This window comes from Streptomyces sp. cg40 (genome assembly GCF_050320165.1).
Taxonomy (GTDB): Bacteria; Actinomycetota; Actinomycetes; order Streptomycetales; family Streptomycetaceae; genus Streptomyces; species Streptomyces hokutonensis.
Map to the genome: position 1 here is coordinate 5,821,531 of NZ_CP190128.1, position 15,934 is coordinate 5,837,464.

18 protein-coding genes and 1 tRNA gene are annotated in these 15,934 nt (G+C 66.1%); 10 read left to right on the forward strand and 9 right to left on the reverse strand.

Going from position 1 to position 15,934, the window contains the following annotated elements:
* The first annotated feature begins 10 nt into the window (after window positions 1–10).
* The gene (locus ACQHII_RS25975) at window positions 11–718 is read left to right on the forward strand and encodes a hypothetical protein (protein ID WP_427921575.1); all 708 of its coding nucleotides are present in this window, start codon (window positions 11–13) and stop codon (window positions 716–718) included.
* Window positions 719–1,121: 403 nt separating this feature from the next.
* Here the strand turns inward: ACQHII_RS25975 and ACQHII_RS25980 are convergent.
* Window positions 1,122–1,195: transfer RNA gene (locus ACQHII_RS25980), tRNA-Gly, on the reverse strand.
* Window positions 1,196–1,704: 509 nt separating this feature from the next.
* On the opposite strand from ACQHII_RS25980, the gene dcd reads away from it, so the two are divergent.
* Both dcd and ACQHII_RS25990 read left to right on the forward strand, forming a co-directional pair.
* Complete coding sequence (gene dcd / locus ACQHII_RS25985) at window positions 1,705–2,280, forward strand: dCTP deaminase (RefSeq protein WP_019055444.1); 576 nt, start codon at window positions 1,705–1,707, stop codon at window positions 2,278–2,280.
* Window positions 2,281–2,282: 2 nt separating this feature from the next.
* Window positions 2,283–2,792, forward strand: a complete 510-nt coding sequence (locus tag ACQHII_RS25990; RefSeq protein ID WP_427921576.1) for a phosphoribosyltransferase — start codon at window positions 2,283–2,285, stop codon at window positions 2,790–2,792.
* A 95-nt stretch (window positions 2,793–2,887) separates the two neighbouring features.
* Here ACQHII_RS25990 and ACQHII_RS25995 read toward each other — a convergent pair whose 3' ends face one another.
* The gene (locus tag ACQHII_RS25995; RefSeq protein ID WP_427921577.1) at window positions 2,888–3,934 is read right to left on the reverse strand and encodes a Yip1 family protein; all 1,047 of its coding nucleotides are present in this window, start codon (window positions 3,932–3,934) and stop codon (window positions 2,888–2,890) included.
* Between the two features lie 88 nt (window positions 3,935–4,022).
* Entirely contained in the window at window positions 4,023–5,507 is a 1,485-nt protein-coding gene (locus tag ACQHII_RS26000; RefSeq protein WP_427921578.1) for an FG-GAP-like repeat-containing protein, read from the reverse strand.
* Window positions 5,508–5,786: 279 nt separating this feature from the next.
* Between ACQHII_RS26000 and ACQHII_RS26005 the strand changes: the two genes are divergently transcribed.
* Window positions 5,787–6,140: a HEAT repeat domain-containing protein gene (locus ACQHII_RS26005; protein ID WP_427921579.1), complete on the forward strand. Its 354-nt coding sequence runs from the start codon at window positions 5,787–5,789 to the stop codon at window positions 6,138–6,140.
* A 174-nt stretch (window positions 6,141–6,314) separates the two neighbouring features.
* On the forward strand, window positions 6,315–6,695 hold the full coding sequence (locus tag ACQHII_RS26010; RefSeq protein ID WP_427921580.1) for a hypothetical protein: 381 nt from the start codon (window positions 6,315–6,317) through the stop codon (window positions 6,693–6,695).
* Window positions 6,696–6,995: 300 nt separating this feature from the next.
* Here ACQHII_RS26010 and ACQHII_RS26015 read toward each other — a convergent pair whose 3' ends face one another.
* The gene (locus ACQHII_RS26015; RefSeq protein ID WP_427921581.1) at window positions 6,996–7,406 is read right to left on the reverse strand and encodes a PIN domain-containing protein; all 411 of its coding nucleotides are present in this window, start codon (window positions 7,404–7,406) and stop codon (window positions 6,996–6,998) included.
* Window positions 7,403–7,624, reverse strand: coding sequence for a type II toxin-antitoxin system VapB family antitoxin (locus ACQHII_RS26020; protein WP_427921582.1), 222 nt, complete (start codon window positions 7,622–7,624; stop codon window positions 7,403–7,405). The genes ACQHII_RS26015 and ACQHII_RS26020 overlap by 4 nt, the downstream gene beginning before the upstream one ends.
* A 1,406-nt stretch (window positions 7,625–9,030) precedes the next feature.
* Between ACQHII_RS26020 and ACQHII_RS26025 the strand changes: the two genes are divergently transcribed.
* Both ACQHII_RS26025 and ACQHII_RS26030 read left to right on the forward strand, forming a co-directional pair.
* Window positions 9,031–9,819: a phosphotransferase family protein gene (locus tag ACQHII_RS26025; RefSeq protein ID WP_427921583.1), complete on the forward strand. Its 789-nt coding sequence runs from the start codon at window positions 9,031–9,033 to the stop codon at window positions 9,817–9,819.
* Window positions 9,820–10,404: 585 nt separating this feature from the next.
* Window positions 10,405–10,719 (forward strand): hypothetical protein, encoded by a 315-nt coding sequence (locus tag ACQHII_RS26030; protein ID WP_427921584.1) that lies wholly within the window; start codon window positions 10,405–10,407, stop codon window positions 10,717–10,719.
* Between the two features lie 164 nt (window positions 10,720–10,883).
* Here ACQHII_RS26030 and ACQHII_RS26035 read toward each other — a convergent pair whose 3' ends face one another.
* Window positions 10,884–11,222, reverse strand: coding sequence for a hypothetical protein (locus tag ACQHII_RS26035; RefSeq protein WP_427921585.1), 339 nt, complete (start codon window positions 11,220–11,222; stop codon window positions 10,884–10,886).
* Between the two features lie 238 nt (window positions 11,223–11,460).
* Here ACQHII_RS26035 and ACQHII_RS26040 point away from each other — a divergent pair, with 238 nt between their 5' ends.
* Both ACQHII_RS26040 and ACQHII_RS26045 read left to right on the forward strand, forming a co-directional pair.
* Entirely contained in the window at window positions 11,461–12,357 is an 897-nt protein-coding gene (locus tag ACQHII_RS26040) for a ParB/RepB/Spo0J family partition protein (RefSeq protein ID WP_427921586.1), read from the forward strand.
* Window positions 12,350–13,156: a DUF6551 family protein gene (locus ACQHII_RS26045; protein WP_427921587.1), complete on the forward strand. Its 807-nt coding sequence runs from the start codon at window positions 12,350–12,352 to the stop codon at window positions 13,154–13,156. The genes ACQHII_RS26040 and ACQHII_RS26045 overlap by 8 nt, the downstream gene beginning before the upstream one ends.
* Before the next feature lie 57 nt (window positions 13,157–13,213).
* On the opposite strand, the gene ACQHII_RS26050 is transcribed toward ACQHII_RS26045, so the two are convergent.
* On the reverse strand, window positions 13,214–13,984 hold the full coding sequence (locus ACQHII_RS26050) for a transposase family protein (protein ID WP_427921588.1): 771 nt from the start codon (window positions 13,982–13,984) through the stop codon (window positions 13,214–13,216).
* Window positions 13,985–14,078: 94 nt separating this feature from the next.
* Window positions 14,079–14,462, reverse strand: a complete 384-nt coding sequence (locus tag ACQHII_RS26055; RefSeq protein ID WP_427921589.1) for a hypothetical protein — start codon at window positions 14,460–14,462, stop codon at window positions 14,079–14,081.
* Between the two features lie 72 nt (window positions 14,463–14,534).
* Here ACQHII_RS26055 and ACQHII_RS26060 point away from each other — a divergent pair, with 72 nt between their 5' ends.
* Entirely contained in the window at window positions 14,535–15,110 is a 576-nt protein-coding gene (locus ACQHII_RS26060; RefSeq protein ID WP_427921590.1) for a transposase family protein, read from the forward strand.
* Between the two features lie 137 nt (window positions 15,111–15,247).
* Here ACQHII_RS26060 and ACQHII_RS26065 read toward each other — a convergent pair whose 3' ends face one another.
* Entirely contained in the window at window positions 15,248–15,796 is a 549-nt protein-coding gene (locus tag ACQHII_RS26065; protein WP_427921591.1) for a hypothetical protein, read from the reverse strand.
* Window positions 15,797–15,934 lie beyond the last annotated feature (138 nt).

Here is a 15,934-nt window from a genome sequence, read left to right on the forward strand (position 1 = left end):
GGAGCATTCGATGACGTGGGACGAGACGGCCCTTTCCGGTCTGCAGGCGCAGTTGGCACGCGAAATGCTCGGCCGCGCCACGGCGTTCGCGCCCGGACCGGTGGCCCGGCTCGTACGCGGGGTGGTGACGCCCCCTCAACGACGCGATGTCGGCCGCGTCATCGTATGGGACGGGCAGCGGCTGGACAGCTCGGTCGCCTTCGATCTGCCGCTCACGGACAGGCACGGCGGGAACATCGCCCCGGGAGACCTCGCGGCTGCCCTTCGCGGCGCACTGGCCGACTGCTGCGAACGCGACGTCGAGCAGGCGCCGCGTGATGCCTTCGGGATTCCCGTGCTCGACGGGTCCGCCGCCGTCCACACCTTCATGGCGCAGCCACGCTTCCATCTGGCGGACGCGCTGCACGCCGCAGCCGCGGCCTTCGCCGTCCTCCCGGAACCGGAAGAGCCCGCAGAACTACGGCTGCGGGGGTTCCTCCTTCTCGACGAGGCGACGTGCCGGCTGTACCTGGACACGCCCGAGTCGGAGGACGCGCCGCCGTTCGGTGTCGACCTTCCCCTGCGAGACGAGGACGGCTCAGTCGTCGTCGGCGTGACGGCAGCGCACGCTGCGCTGCCGGTCCTTCTGTTGGGAGAGTTGGAACGCCTGCGGAAGAACGTCCACGACCCCTACTGCCGTGCCGTCTACGACTTGGTGGACTGGCTCACGGGCCGCTGACCGAACGACTCCGAACACCGGTCCGCACAGGTCGAGTTCTGCTCCGGCAGCCTTTCGGTTGCCGGAGCAGAGCTGTGCACGCAACACCTCTGTGGTCAGGACGTCAGCCGAGAGGTCGGAGCTGTCCCGCAGGCATCGTGTGTCTGAAGCTCCCCCTGCCAGGCGGCCCCGCAGGTTCAACTGCAAGGACTCCCCTCCGACGCCGTTCTCGTGCGGATCATCCGGGTACGCCTCGCGATCGTGGCCCGACGTTCGCCACGTCCCGGCCCGGACCGCCGGCAATCGCACCGCAAAAACCCAGAACGGGTGCTTGGCCTCGGCTTAGGGCACGCGGAGGGCACGCCACCCCCGAATTGGTTTAGACAACAAACAACCCCCAGGCCGCTGACCTGGGGGCGATTTCTGGAGCGGGTGACGAGAATCGAACTCGCACTCTCAGCTTGGGAAGCTGATGTTCTACCACTAAACTACACCCGCTTAAGACGCCGGTTGAGCCGGTGTCGAATGCCCGCTCACTCTACCTCATGCCCGGCCGGCGGCGCTGAAGCCGTGGGGTGACGGTCGTGTTTCGGAGGGTGGACGCGGCTGCGGGGGGCCGGAGTTGGGGCGTACGGTGGAAGTGTGGAAGAGGGTCCGGGTGGGACGGAGTGCCGCCTGGAGAGTCGTTCCTTTCATCCCGTAATGTGGCATTTGGCGTTCGGCGAGCAGTAGCCGGACGCGGCTCTTGGGGAAGGGACTCATGGACTTGATGGAGCGCACCGTCGTCCGTTGTGCCGATGGGCACGTGTTCAGCACCGCTTCGTTCCCGATGCAGCAGGCCGAGCGGCTCGGCCCCGGACGGCTCGTCCGGTGTCCACGGTGTGCCCGGCTCCGCAGCGCGGTGCCGGTGACCTTGGAGAAGCAGTAGCGGTGACGCGGTAGGCAGTCGCTGGCGCGCGGGTCCGTCCGATTGTGGTCGGTCCGCGCGTCTTGCGTATCCTCGGGGCGTGCTTCTCTCAGACAAGGACATCCGGGCCGAGATCGACGCCGGGCGGGTCCGGATCGATCCCTACGACGAATCCATGGTGCAGCCGTCGAGTGTCGACGTGCGCCTCGACCGCTACTTCCGGGTGTTCGAGAACCACCGCTACCCCCACATCGACCCGTCGATCGAACAGGCGGACCTGACGCGGCTGGTGGAGCCGGAGGGCGACGAGCCGTTCATCCTCCACCCCGGCGAGTTCGTGCTCGCCTCGACCTACGAGGTCGTGTCGCTCCCCGACGACCTCGCCTCGCGGCTCGAAGGGAAGTCCTCCCTCGGCCGCCTCGGGCTCGTCACGCACTCCACCGCCGGCTTCATCGACCCCGGCTTCTCCGGGCACGTCACGCTGGAGCTGTCGAATCTCGCGACGCTCCCCATCAAGCTCTGGCCCGGCATGAAGATCGGCCAGCTGTGCCTGTTCCGCCTCACCTCGCCCGCCGAGTTCCCCTACGGCAGCGAGCGCTACGGCTCCCGCTACCAGGGCCAGCGCGGCCCCACCGCCTCCCGCTCCTTCCTCAACTTCCACCGGACGCAGGTGTGAGCATGGGAGACACGGACATGGACGTACGGGAGAACCTGACCTACGAACGCTTCGGCGTCGCCGTCCGCGAACTCGCGCAGACCATCGCCGACGACGGCTACGAGCCCGACATCATCCTCAGCATCGCCCGCGGCGGAGTCTTCGTCGCCGGCGGGCTGGCCTACGCCCTCGACTGCAAGAACATCCACCTCGTCAACGTGGAGTTCTACACCGGCGTCGGCACCACCCTCGACATGCCCGTCATGCTCGCCCCCGTCCCCAACGCCATCGACTTCTCCTCCAAGAAGATCCTGATCACCGACGACGTCGCCGACACCGGCAAGACGCTCAAACTGGTCCGCGACTTCTGCCTGGACACCGTCGCCGAGGTCCGCAGCGCGGTCGTCTACGAGAAGTCGCAGTCGCTGGTGAAGTGCGAGTACGTGTGGAAGCGCACCGACGACTGGATCAACTTCCCGTGGTCCGTCGAACCCCCGGTGGTGCGCCGCTCCGGCCAGGTTCTCGACGCCTGAGGGCGGCCAGCAGTTCCTACGACGACGGTGGGCTCCCGGTGTGTACCGGGAGCCCACCGTCGTCGTAGCCGAAGTACCTCAGCACCGCAGTACCTTTAGAACGTGCCCAGCTTCACGATCGAGAGCAGGGCGATCAGCTGGATCGCGGAGGCGCCCAGGGCCTTGGGCCAGGGGAGGTCGTGGGAGCGGCCGACCATCATCGTGAGGAGGGCGCCGGCGGCTACCCAGGTGGCCCAGCCGAGGGCCTGGACGAAGGTGGCGTCGCCGCCGAAGAACATGGCGAAGACCAGGCGGGGGGCGTCCGTGATGGACATGATCAGCATGGACAGGCCGACCGTGGGCTGCCAGGCCCCGTCGCCGCCCAGCTGGCGGGCCAGGGTGTGGGTGACCACGCCCAGGACGAACGACGACAGCACCAGTGCCACGGCGGTGATGAGGACGATCGGGACCGCGTTCGCCAGCGTGGCGTTTATGGCGTCCTTGCGGGCGCCGTCGAAGCCGAAGACCGCGAGCAGGCCGTAGAGGAACGTCACGATCAGGGCGGGGCCCCACATCGTGTAGTCCCGCATCTGGAGGAACGTCTGCTGGGGTGCGAGCACGATGCCCCTCAGCAGGTCCTTCCAGTGCAGACGGGGGCCGACCGGGCCCGTGGGGGCCTGCGCCGAGCCCGCGCGGTACGTACCGCCCTGGGTGTACGGGTCCTCACCTACGGAGAACGCCTGGGTGTTGCCCGGGTTGTTCGCCGCGTACGGGTCGGGGGTGGTCGGGTGACCGCCATGGCCGTAGCCGCCGTCGCCGAAGTACTCCGGCTCGTCGCCGTAGGCGCCATTGCCGCCGTTGCCCTGGGACCACTGGCGACCGCCGCCGCCCGCAGGGCTTCCGTACTGCGGTTGCTGCTGCGGGTACGGCTGCGGCTGCGGCGCAGCGGGGTAGCCGTACGGCTGTCTCTGCGGCGCTCCCTGCGGTGCCGGGGGAGCCTGCTGCCCGTACGGAGGTTGTTGAGGGCGCGCTTGCGGGGCCCGGCCGTCCCGGCCGCCGCGTCCGATCCTGAATCCAGCCACGTCATCGAACGTACCTGGTTCCGCAGAGTCACGGGCCGGGCCGGGGGTTTCGGGCGGGGCTTTGCTGCCGAGCTGTGACATCCCCTAAGGGACGTAGGGGGGAGGGAGCGGACGGTCGCCGGGCCTGTGGCCGTACGCCACGGGCCCGGCGGAGAAGAGGAGCTGGGACCTAGTCGGCGAACAGGGCGCCGAACTGCGGTGTGCCCGCCGTCGAGACGCCCGCCGCGCCCGCGGAGATGGCACGGGAGCCGGTCGTGACGATCTTCGTTCCGTTGGAGGGCAGGTACGTCACCGCGCCGTCGGCGCTGTTCTCGTACGAGCCGACGATCAGGTCCGCTCTGCCGTCGCCGTTGACGTCGTCGAGCTTGACGTCGGCGCCGAAGAGGTCGTTCTTCTCGTCGGCGCCGGGGACGCCGGCCGTGCTCTGGGCGAAGGACTGGACGCCGGTGGTGGTGTCCGCGCCGGACGCCGAGCCGTAGATGACCGTGACCATGCCGGCGTTGGTGGCGGCGCCGAGGTCCTCGTTGGGGGCGGAGACCACGACGTCCTGGTAGCCGTCGCCGTTGACGTCACCCAGGTCCAGGTCCCAGCCGAAGGCGTCGCCCTTCTCCGAACTGCCGGGTATGTTCCCGGAGTTCTGGGTGATGCCGGTGGTCGCGGCGGGGCCGGACGCGGAGCCGTAGGTGATGTTCACCTTGCCGCCGTTCGCCGAGTCCGGGACGGTCGTACCGTCGCTCGTCGTGGCGTCCCAGCCGGCGCCGGTGACGATGTCGCCGTAACCGTCGCCGTTGATGTCGCCGATGCCGGTGACGATGCCGGGCTTGAGGGTCCGCACGCCCGCGACGCTCAGGCCGCTCGCGGTGCCGGGCACGAGGTAGTTGGTGTTCCAGCCGTTGCTGGTCTGGGTCTCGTAGCCGTCGACCACCAGGTCGGTGCGGCCGTCGCCGTTGACGTCACCGGCCGTGAGGTGCTGTGGGCCGTACGGGAAACCGGTCGTGCCGGGCTGGATCGGGGGCTTGATCGTGTAACGGCCGCCGGGCTTGCCGGTGGAGCTGCTGAAGCCGCCCTTGTAGACGTAGAGGGTGGCAGCCGAACTGCCCACCGCCAGGTCCGCCTTGCCGTCGCCGTCGAAGTCGCCGGCGGCCAGGGTCTGGCCCCAGTTGTCGTGGCCGGACACGGCCGGGTCCGGTACGTCGCTGCTCTTGCCGGTGAGGCCGCTGCTCGAGCCCCACAGGATCGCGAGCGCGCCGCCGTCGGTGTCGGTGCCGACCTTCTCGTACGGCGAGCCCACGGCGAGGTCGTCGTAGCCGTCGCCGTTGAAGTCGGCGTAGGCCGTGGCGTAGCCGAAGTAGTCGCCCTTCTCGGCGGTACCGGGCACGTTGCCGGAGTTCTGGCTCAGCGTCGAACGCTTCGTCGACGACACTCCGGTGGCCGTGCCGTACAGGGCCACGACCTGGCCGGCGTCGGCCTTGCCGGTGACGTAGGCGCCCGGCGCTGAGACGACGACGTCACCGATGCCGTCGCCGTTGAAGTCGGCCTTCGCGACCTTGAATGAGTCGGCGGCGGTCGCCGTCGTCACCGAGAGGCTGAGCAGACCGCCCGTCAGCGCGGCCGCGGCGGCCGTCGCGAGGGCGAGTCGCAGGTACTGCTGCATGCGGGGTCTCCTGGCATGCGGGGGATGCTTGGCGGGCATCCGCGTCGATGGGGTGCGTTCCGTCCGTGTTTTCTGGGAGTTGCCCTTGGATTCACGGGTGGTTGGCGATCAGGAGACCTTTGGTGGGGCGTAAGGGTTGTGCGTGAGCTTGGTAAATCTCTGGGGTGATCGGTGGCCGAGTCGGCCCGCATCGCCGTTCGGCGCTCCTGGCAACGTCCCTGTGCGCTCCTTGCGGGAACATGACACCGGGAAGTCTGGGCGACCCAGTTGGAGGTGCGCATGGCGAACGCCGACCTGATGCGAGACCTCGGCACACCGGATGTGCACGAGGCGGCAGCAGACGCGTTGGTCGCGCTCGGGGCCGGAGGCGTGGAGTTGCTGGTGCGGGCGGCCATGGACGAGGAGTCTCCCGTCGACCCGCGGTGGATTGCCGCCGTCCTGGTGCGGATCGGGGACGCGGGCTTCGACGGCCTGCTCCAAGAGCTCGTCTCCGCCTCCACCGACCGTTCCCGCAGACAAGTGGGCTTCGCGTTTTCCCACTTGGGCGCGGTCGCCCTCGACCGCTACATCACTGCACTCTCGCACCCCCTGCCACTGGTGCGGCGCGAGGCGGTCCGCGGGATCCAGCACTGAGGCGAGGCCGGTAAGCCCGCCGTCGCCGCCCTTCTGCCACTGCTCGGTGACCCGGACCAGGAGGTCGCCAGGCAAGCCCAGGACGCCCTGATCCTCCAAGGTCCGCATGTGATTCCACCGCTCCAGCGCGTCCGGGAGCGGGGACCGGACCGACAGCGGGCCCGGGCGCTGACAGTGCTCGCCGAGCTGGGTGGTGAGCCGGTCCTGTCGCGTGCCGACGTGTTTCATATGGAACGCCTCATCCGCATCAAGCTCCTGGAAGACCGGCCCCAACCACTGTTGGCCTGCTGGAACCACTGGATGGCCGTCCCCAGCGGGGACCAGGCCGGGATCATGCGGGCCCTGGACCTGACCGACCCCAGGCCGGTGACCTTCGCGCTCGGCAACGACATCGTCGACAGTGACGGACACGGCTGCGACACGGATGAGTACACCAGCCATGAGCGGGTCTTCATCACCCCGAACTCGACGGCTGGACCTTTGTCCTCGGTGCCTGGTGCGACCCGTGCGGCAAGGAACGGAGCGCAGACGCCCTGCGCCGATGCGTCGAGCTGAGCGCCCGCTACGGTCGGGCCCAGGCGTACTACTACGGCGGCCGGGGCGACGGCTCCGCCTGGCTCGTCGCGGAGCACGGCACGGTGGTCCGACGGTACTGCGAAACGGGCGAGGGAGAGGACGAGTGGCGGTGGACCGCTCACGACCTCGCCCGGGACGTCGCCCGTTCCTTCGGTGCCAGCCCTCTCGACATCGGTGCCGGGGGACCGGTGTCATTGCCCTGACTCCGTACGGCGTCGCCCATGGCGTGCCGCCGGGCGCCTATCGCATCTGAGCCATGCGGGTACGGAGGGAAACGCGTCAAGCGATGTCGTGGACGTTGTGCTCGGTCAGGTCGGGCGTGTGCCGGGCAATGGCGCGGTAGTCGGCATCGTCATGGAGGACGGCCAAGCCGTGGTGGGCGGCGGTCGCGGCGATGACCAGGTCCACCGCCGAGGCGCTGCGATGCTCCCCGGCCCGGGCCATACGGTGTTGCACCGCGCTGATCCAGCGCCCAGCGTTCTTCGGCACCGAGACGTCAGGATAGAGATCGGTGAACATCTCCGTGATCTCGTCGTACTCGCGCCCGTTTCGCGCGCTGTGCAGAAACTCGGCCCGCTGTAGATAGCAGGATGCGATGGCTCCGGCGTCGATCGTGTCGTACCAGGCCGACTGCAGTTTCGGCTCACGGAGCAGCCTGACCAGGCCGGACGTGTCCAGCAAGTAGATCACCGGCTGTGCTTCTCCGCCTCGTGCAGGCGCTCGGCATCCTCGACGGCGCCCCACTCACGAGCCCGCTTGAAGTGACGGCTGATCCGCGCCGCGCGCTCCTGTTGTTCGGCGTAGAAGTGCAGAGCGAGATTGACCGCTTCCTTCTTGGTCCTGACCTTGGACAGGGCCATGGCGCGTTCCAGAGCGTCGTCGTCGATGTCGATCTGGGTCACCGACATGCGGCACCTCCCGGGCAATGTTGGTGATGTACATAGAAGAATATGTCACCAACATTCATGGGTCCAGGGCTCGCTGTCAGGATCGAGGTGCGATCCGGACAGTGGTACCGCCCAGGCGCGGAGGGGTGTCGCGACGGGCGCACCGTCCTGGATCTTTGCGAGACGGGGCAGGGGGCAGGGAGCGCGTGCCCCGCTGGACCTTCATGTCCGTGGTCGAACCAGGAACACGATTCGGGAATTCTCTCCGACGACGGCCGACCGCACTGCGGGAAATAATCACACAACGTCGTAGCGCACAGAGCCCTTGTCGACGCCTTGTCAGGATTTCCGGAAAGAAGGTCCGCTACTTCTCGCGAGAGTCACCCCGACGACTCAATAAGAGCCTTGCTCGCTGATATCGTTCTCACTCACCGCCCCAGAGTTGGTCAGGCCCGGCCGGACTGACCAGTCCGAGACGGGGGGTGATGAGAATGACCGGCAAGATCTTCGATCGATGGAGGAACGAGCCGGCGCGGACGACGCTCGAGCGGCTTTCCCAGATGAGCACGGTAGCGGTACGCATCATGCAAGTGGCGTACTACCTACTGCGTATCTTCGGATAATCGCAGGTCGGCAGGTCCGGTCGCCTGCATAGCAACCGGACCTGCCAGCTAGTCCAAGCCTTGGCCCCGCGCCATCTCTTACGACAGGGAGCGCGGGGCCTTCCTCATGTTGACTAGCCAGAGCAGCGTGTGACGCCGCTCATCTCGGATGCCAAACCACTGCGGGGGACTCCGAGTAAGCCAAGGATACATCCCCGGGGTAAATAAATTCAGCGCGCCTTTGGATCGCCATTAAATACCCACCATTGGGAGCGGCTTCGATCAGTCGACCGAAGTCGTTAAGAATGTCAGTCGATTAAACTCGCGCGATCTGTGAAGTGGTAGATCCTGATCCGAAGATGCCGCAACTTCTCGCATCGATTTGCTCTGCTCGAGGTGGGCGACTTCTGGCGAGCAGCGCTGAGTATCTATGTGCCGTGGGCGTGCGGCCTCAGGTCGCCGTCGGTGTCCGTTCAGGTTTGCCTCGCCGTACAGGTGCGGGCTTCCCGGCCCGCCATGGTCTCGCCACACGGATGAGGGTGCAGAACTTCCTTGCTCGACACTGATGTGCTGATCCACCATCGCCTTCAGCTCAATTACCGCAGGTCGCGTCCGCAGGAGTGGTGTATCGACTGCCGCTCGGTCGGGTCGGGAAGATATCGGCCCCTGGCGCGTCGGTGCGGCATCAGATCCCCTTTCTCCTTGCTCAGGTGCTCTTGTGGGTTGTGGGACAAGATCAGCCACCGTCAAAGGTCTGTGTGGTGCACGAGGACGCCGGCTATCGGGACGCAGTCTGCCGCGTCATCGGCGGCGATATACCCAGCAATGTCAGCGATCGTCCCCGGGATACTCGTCGCCCATTCCGAGCGTGCGACGCTGCGCGTCGGTGACGTGTTCCTGAAGGTGGACGGCGACCAGGGGCGCATCGACGCCGAGGTCGAGGCGTTGTCCCTCGCGCCGGTCCCGACCCCGCAGGTCCTGTGGCGCAGGCCGCACGTGCTCGCGCTCGCCGCGCTCCCGGGGACGACGCTCGGGCTCCTGGGCGGACCGGCGACCGGGTCACCGGCGGCATGGGCCGCGGCGGGCGCCGCCATCCGCAAGCTGCACGACGCGCCCCTGCCGCCCCGGACCGGCGGGGCCGGGCGGAACATCGACGCGCTGGCGGCGGAACTCGACACCGAATGCGAGTCCCTCGTGACGGACGGCCTCCTGCCCGCCGACCTGGTCGCCCGCAACCGGCAGGTCGCGGAGGCCGCGCTGCGGCCGTGGACCCCGGCGTTCACGCACGGCGACCTACAGATCGCGCACGTCTTCGTCGACCGCGACGAGGTCACCGGCATCATCGACTGGTCGGAGGCGGGCCGGGGCGATCCCCTGTACGACCTCGCCACCTTCACCCTCGGACACGAGGAGCGCCTCGGCGACCTCCTCGTCGGCTACGGCGCCGACGTCGACCTCGACGTGATCCGCGCGTGGTGGTCGGTGCGGAGCCTGCTGGTGGTGCGCTGGCTGAGCGGGCACGGCTTCGACCCGTTCGCACCGGGCTGCGAGGTCGACGTACTGAGATCCCGGAATGTGAGGCCGCATGGGCCTGACCGTTACGCATGCGCGTGACACATCGAGCAGGCCATCCGCTGGGGTGATCACGTGCCCTTGCTTCCGACACAGTGCGGTGTGCGATCGGCGTCGGCAGATGGCAGCACAGCTGAGGGTGACGAGCGCGTAGTGGATGTCGTCGCGGACCTCCCATGGGATGCGCGAGTGGCGCAACCAGTGCCCCGCCGCGATCGCTCCTTCTATAACCCAGCGTCACACACCCGGGCAGGGCGAGGTGCTGGCGTCCCCAGCTGCGTCCTTTACGGGTGCGGGGCTGCAAGGCGTATTCCTCCCGAGCGAGCCAACCGTTTCTAGCTGCGCCGACACGGGATCAGGCACACCATCCCCGAGTCGGTCGACCGTAGGCGCTGCGGCTGTGCGGGAGCCGTCCGCCGGCCTTCGACCGCCAGGACGACATCGCTCGCCGCATGGGCGAGCGCGGGATCAGCCGCCGCAAAACAGCACCGGGCCGGTGCCACCCAAAGCGACGAACTTGCCGTCCGCTTCGGGGCGATGGTTCAGATCGCGGCGATCCAGCAGTGGCTGTACCCGCCGACGGTCAACAGGGCCGTGCCATGCTGACACCCAAACAGACAGCGCACCGTGGAGGGTCGTCCAGCGGCTGCCAAGTACTACCGCGCAGACAGTGAGAACGGCGACCACATTGAGGACCCGTCCGAAGACGCCCTCTTCGAATTGATCAGCGAACTCAACGACGCGGACAACATGTTCGTCGTCGTTCAGTCCGACCAGGACGACCCTGCCTGGTTCGCGTCCGTCGCTGTCATCGACGAAGGCGACTACGAGATCGTCCGCCGCGACACCACCCGCCGTGGACACCAGGTCGACACCGACGCCACCATCAACCGGATCGCAAGCGACCTCATTGTCTGGCTGGCCGCCCGCGACCTCCCCTGACGGTCAGTCCAGTAGGTCAGCACCTTCTGATCAGCGGAATCAGTTGGGTGACGATGATCATGCAGTACCTGCTGTCCGGCTATGTCCTGATGCATGAGGACGACCGTTGACCGCGTGCATATGGCTGAAGTCGACCGCTGCGCTGGAGACATTCAGGAGGTCATTCACAGGCCGAAGCCCAGTTCATGGGGCGGGGACTCCCGGCGGATCCCGGTGTACTGCCCGAACAGAGTCCCGCACAGCACCTTGGGACTGTCGTCCAGACGCCTACGGTCCGGACGCCGCGGATTGCGCGGTACGACCAGCAGCATGGACGCCCATGGCTGGGTCGACTTCTGGTCATGACCGCACCGGCTGCGTCCACCAGGCTGGGCGCCGGACATATCGAGGGTGATCAGGGAGCGCAGGAAGGCGAGCCGGCCGATGCAGTCCTCGACGGTGATGCCGATGGCCTTCCGGACCGCTGGGTCAGCGCGTTGACGAGGACGAATGAGTAAGCCCACGAGCCAGTGGCCGGTTGAGGGAACAGGGCGACCTGCTTGTCCAAGCAGTTGTCCATGTCCGGGTCCTGCGGCCTTGGGTGTCTTGTCGACTGCCACCTAATTCATGATTTCCCACAATAGGATAATTAATCAAATAGAGTGATGGCTTTTACATTCGTCAGGACCTGCACTTAGTCTCGCGTTACTTCGCGAACCCGACGCAGAAGGGTGGACGCGACTAGCCTGAGAGGGTAAAGAGTTGGAGTACGCAAAAATCAGACTATCCGAAATTGAGCCTACCTCGGATTCGGTCGAAAGGCTCCAAAACCTTGACGGTCTGGCCGCATCTATTCGGGCCTCTGGCCTCCGGGAACCTCTGCTGATCGCCGAGAAGGATCATACCCTGCTGAGTGGAGCGAGGCGGCTCCAGGCGTGCAAACAAGCGCACATGAAATTTGTAGACGCAGTTTTTCCTGCGGACATCGAAGAAGGTGCGCGCGAACTGCAGCGGCATCTTGAAAACCTCGACCCTATTTTCTCGCTCCCCATGTCTGTCCCTGAAAAAGTGGCAGCTGCTTTCGCTTTGCATCGCCTTCCGGCACCAGCGGGAGCGGAAAATAGCTTTCGTCGGGATTTGTCGACTGCTGCCGCCCTGAGGCTGCCGCCCAAGGTCTACAAGGTGTTACGTTCAACTCTCCGCAAGGCGGAAAAAGAGGAAACTTCCCCGTCGGGCATGGCGGGTAAAGCGCAGAAGTCTCTCCAGCTCATGGTGGAAGCCGTTGAGAGTTCTACCCTTGATTATCCGCTCACTTCAGTCGTCGCAAAGTTGCATCAACTGCTGTTGCAGGGAATCTGTCCGGACACCCTGGAATCTTGTTTTCCTTATCTCGGTACTAAGCCTGCAGCGAGGGACGACAGTCCGGCTGCCGTCGATGGCGCAGGCCATCGAGTTCCAATGAATCGCCAGCCCAGGAGAGATTACGACTATATCCGCACGGCTGATGTGGTAATTGGAACCCTCGAAGGGGTGTCCGACGTCGTCACGGACGATCTGGCAACCTCTGAGCACTACGAATACCTGCTCAAGGCGCTCAAGGACGCTCGTCGAATGTCTCACACATATGTGAAGAAGATGGAGAAGATGCGCAATGAGTAGCCAACCCGAGTACACCGTCGAGATCGAATTCCTTGTGCCCAGCCAAGTGACGACCGACCGAGACGTGAACACGCGCCCGGTGGACAAAACCTGGGTGACACGAAAGCTGAGGGAGGGTTTCGACTTGGGACGTCTTGGAGTGCCCCAAGTATCCGCACGCCCGGACGGTACATATATCTGGCTCGATGGACAGCATCGAGGAGCTTTGTGTCTCGCCGCGGACCATGCGGATGTCAAGATCGGGATGAAAGTTTTTCGCGGTCTTACGAAGGAGCAGGAAGCGGAGCTGTTTCTTGGACTGAACGACAATCGGCGCGTGCAGCCCTTGTATAAGTTCGTGGCCGAGGTCAGTGCAGGCCATGTGGAGGCTCTGGAAATCACCCGAATGGCGCGAGATTACGGATGGATCATCTCCGATTCCGGTGCCGGTAACGCAATCATCGCGGTTGCAGCTCTTCGGAAGATCTACGGAAAGTCCACTGAGAAGGGCCAGCTTCTCGGGCGCACCTTGAAAGTGGTGACCGAGTCCTGGGGGAACACCCCCGCGGCGGCGAACAGCTACGTACTCCTGGGCGTGGCGTCCGTGCTGCACAATTTCCCTTTTCTCGACTTGGATGGGTTGGTACGCAAGCTCTCCAAGATTGCCGGCGGGCCAGCCCACCTCCTCAGTAAGGGACGTGGCTTCAAGGAAGTCACGGGAGGCACTGTGGTAGAGGGAATCGCCAAGGTGGTTCGTGACACATACAACTCGGGGCGGCGAGCCGGAAGGCTCAACTCTGACTCCCGAGAGGCGTTCTAAAGCGCGTTGCAAAAGGCCGTGAGATTGCAGGTCAGGGCCCGCCTGCTGCTGTGTTGATCACGCGGTCAGGGCGAGGTTGTGCATGTGGGCGACGGCCTGGACTGCGTGGTGGAGGCCGTCGCCGTGCTGTCGGCAGTCACGAAGGATCTTGTACTGCTTCAGGCGGCCGATCGCGTGCTCGACCCGCGCGCGGACCCGGCGATGCTCCTTGTTGTCGGCTTCCTCGCCCGCGAGCAGGGGCCGTCCGGGGCGTTTGCGGTGCGGGACGACCAGGCCGGTGTTGATGTAGGCGCCGTCGCCGAGCACGGTGACACCCTGACACTGCTGTGGCAGGCCGGAGCCGCGCCAGACCTGGGCGTCGGCCTTGTTGCCCGGGGCGGGACGGGCGGTGGCCACGACCAGGCGGGTGTTGGCGTCGATGATGACCTGCACGTTCGCGGAGAACCGGTAGTTGCGGCTGGAGGCGCCGACCGTGCGGTCGCGGACCGGGACCAGCGTGCCATCGACGATCCACAACCGGTCCGTGGCATCGACGGGACGCGAGACCGGCGCGATCGCGAGGAGGGGGCCCAGCCGCTGGATGACCCTGCACACCGTCGCCGGAGAGACCCCGAACAGCGGCGCGAGCTGCCGCATGGTGAGGTTCGTGCGGTAGTAGACCGCTACTACCAGCACCCGGTCGGCAAGCGGCAGACACCACGGCCGTCCGATCCGCGGCCCATCGCCACCCCGCTCCCGCACCACCTTCAGCAACCGCTCGAACTGCGTCATCTGCAGCCCCGTGAACGTCTCCACCCACAGCGGCTCAGTCCTCAACACCCCACGCATACAAGGGAAATGCCCAGATCACGGCCTTCTGCAACGCGCTTTAAGAGTTGTCCCGTAACTGCTGGTCACAGTGAGCCGTCGGTGCTGGCCGACGTCAGCCGAAGAGGAGGTCGACGTCCTTCTCGATGCAGAGCTGCAGGACGACCACGAACTGGCCGGCGTCGTCGAGGTGCCGCTGGAGGAGCGGGTCCATGCTTCCCTCTTGAGGTTGGTCGGCGATTTCCTGAAGGCGGGGCAGGATCGCCGCGCACTGGACCGGCGTGAGGTCCGGGCCGTCGTCGTCGGGATGATTGAGGAGTGGTGCCAGGGTGGTGGAGGCGTCTTTCCAGGAGCGCTGTCCACCGAAGCCGTCCATCTCGTTTAGTTCGAACCCCTCGGCCTGCGCCAGCCACCGCCGGAACACTCCAAAGCCGGTGTAGGACCAGGACACGTCCGGGCTGCTGGTGTTGTCGTCTCCTGGGAACAGAACGAGCCCCACGTGTCCTCCTCGTTGACCGAGCCCACAGGATCGGTCTGAGGGAAGGGCGACGGCAACTGAAATGATCTCGCTGTGGCTGGTGTGATCACGGCGTCGGAGTCGTCCTGGATAGTCCCGTTCACCGGGCTGAGCCCGCGTCAGTTCGGGAAGCTGATCACCGCGCTGCGGCGCGAGGGTGCGGACCCGGTGCGCAAGGGCCGGCCGTGGAGCCTGCCGCTGGAGGACCGGGTGCTTCTGGTCGCCGCCTACTGGCGGACCAACCTGACGCTGCGCCAACTGGCCCCGCTGTTCGAGGTGTCGAAGTCGGCCGCCGACCGCATCATCGACCACCTCGGACCTGCGCTCGCCCTCCAGCAACGCAAACGGTTCCGCAAGGACGCCGTCGGCAAGACGACGGTCATCGCGGACGGCGGCTACCGCGGCACCGGCCTGGTTATCCCGCATCGCCGCGAACCCGGCCAGGCTGAACTCCCTGACTGGAAAGAGGAACACAACGCCTCCCACCGCAAAGTCCGCGCCCGCGTCGAGCACGCTTTCGCCCGCATGAAGACTTGGAAGATCCTCCGCGACTGCCGCCTCAAGGGCGACGGCGTCCACCACGCCATGCTCGGCATCGCCCGCCTGCACAACCTCACCCTGGCCGGGTAGCGGAGAAACGCCAGGTCATCCAGCACGTCAAAGATCATTTACGGGACAGCACTTAGGTACCGGAACTTCCCACAGGTATCTGGGGGCGCCTGCCGACCTAGTACTCCAGCTGTAGATCGTTCTTGAGCTGCTGGTGCCTACGCTTTCCGTGGCTTACGTCGCTTGCCCCAGCTGCCTTGCGGCCGGCTCCGGTCCTGGGCCAGCATCGCCGCGTCGAACTGGACCTTGCTGTTCGCTGTTCGTGGTTCAGGTAGGAGCGTGGTCGCCGTCGATCGCCACGGGACGGCCGAGGCCCAACCGACCAGGGGCATGGTCTCGTCGTAGTGCGGGGCGAACTGCGCGACGGCGATGGCGGGCATCTGGTGGTTCAGACTGCGGACGTGTTCGAGGAACGTCTGGGGCAGCGAGACGTGGTGGGTTTCCAGGTAGTGCGGGAAGTCCTGGCGCCACAACCACGTGCCATCAGTCACCAGTGACGAGCATCCCGAAGAGAGTCGGTGGACGCTGCCGGTGATGACGTCGTGGCCCCCTTCCATAACGTCGATCAGGACGTGACCGGCGTCCAGGTAGGCCACCAGGTCTGCCTCATCCGGCTCGCCGACGGACCGGACAGCGTCGCGGATCGATCCGTTCGGCTGGCCGGAGCGGGTATCGAGTTCGTCGTAGAAGCCCAGCAATTCCAGCACTGCGTCTCCTTCGACGAGCCGTCCACCCTGCTGGCGCTGGCACGTGCGGCCACCGTTGATCATCAGTGTGTGAAGACAAACGATCACGCGGTGGCCGCAGGTCACAGCGTAGACGCTGCCCGCTGGCAAGAAGCGTTC

Bases quoted from the DNA above. Each gene is read 5' to 3' on its own strand.
- ACQHII_RS26005 (WP_427921579.1), top strand. From the start codon at position 5,787: ATGGCGAACGCCGACCTGATGCGAGACCTCGGCACACCGGATGTGCAC.
- ACQHII_RS26020 (WP_427921582.1), bottom strand. From the start codon at position 7,624: ATGTCGGTGACCCAGATCGACATCGACGACGACGCTCTGGAACGCGCC.
- ACQHII_RS25995 (WP_427921577.1), bottom strand. From the start codon at position 3,934: ATGTCACAGCTCGGCAGCAAAGCCCCGCCCGAAACCCCCGGCCCGGCC.
- ACQHII_RS26050 (WP_427921588.1), bottom strand. From the start codon at position 13,984: ATGCGTGGGGTGTTGAGGACTGAGCCGCTGTGGGTGGAGACGTTCACG.
- ACQHII_RS25990 (WP_427921576.1), top strand. From the start codon at position 2,283: ATGGGAGACACGGACATGGACGTACGGGAGAACCTGACCTACGAACGC.
- ACQHII_RS26045 (WP_427921587.1), top strand. From the start codon at position 12,350: ATGAGTAGCCAACCCGAGTACACCGTCGAGATCGAATTCCTTGTGCCC.
- ACQHII_RS26000 (WP_427921578.1), bottom strand. From the start codon at position 5,507: ATGCAGCAGTACCTGCGACTCGCCCTCGCGACGGCCGCCGCGGCCGCG.
- ACQHII_RS26025 (WP_427921583.1), top strand. From the start codon at position 9,031: ATGTCAGCGATCGTCCCCGGGATACTCGTCGCCCATTCCGAGCGTGCG.
- ACQHII_RS25975 (WP_427921575.1), top strand. From the start codon at position 11: ATGACGTGGGACGAGACGGCCCTTTCCGGTCTGCAGGCGCAGTTGGCA.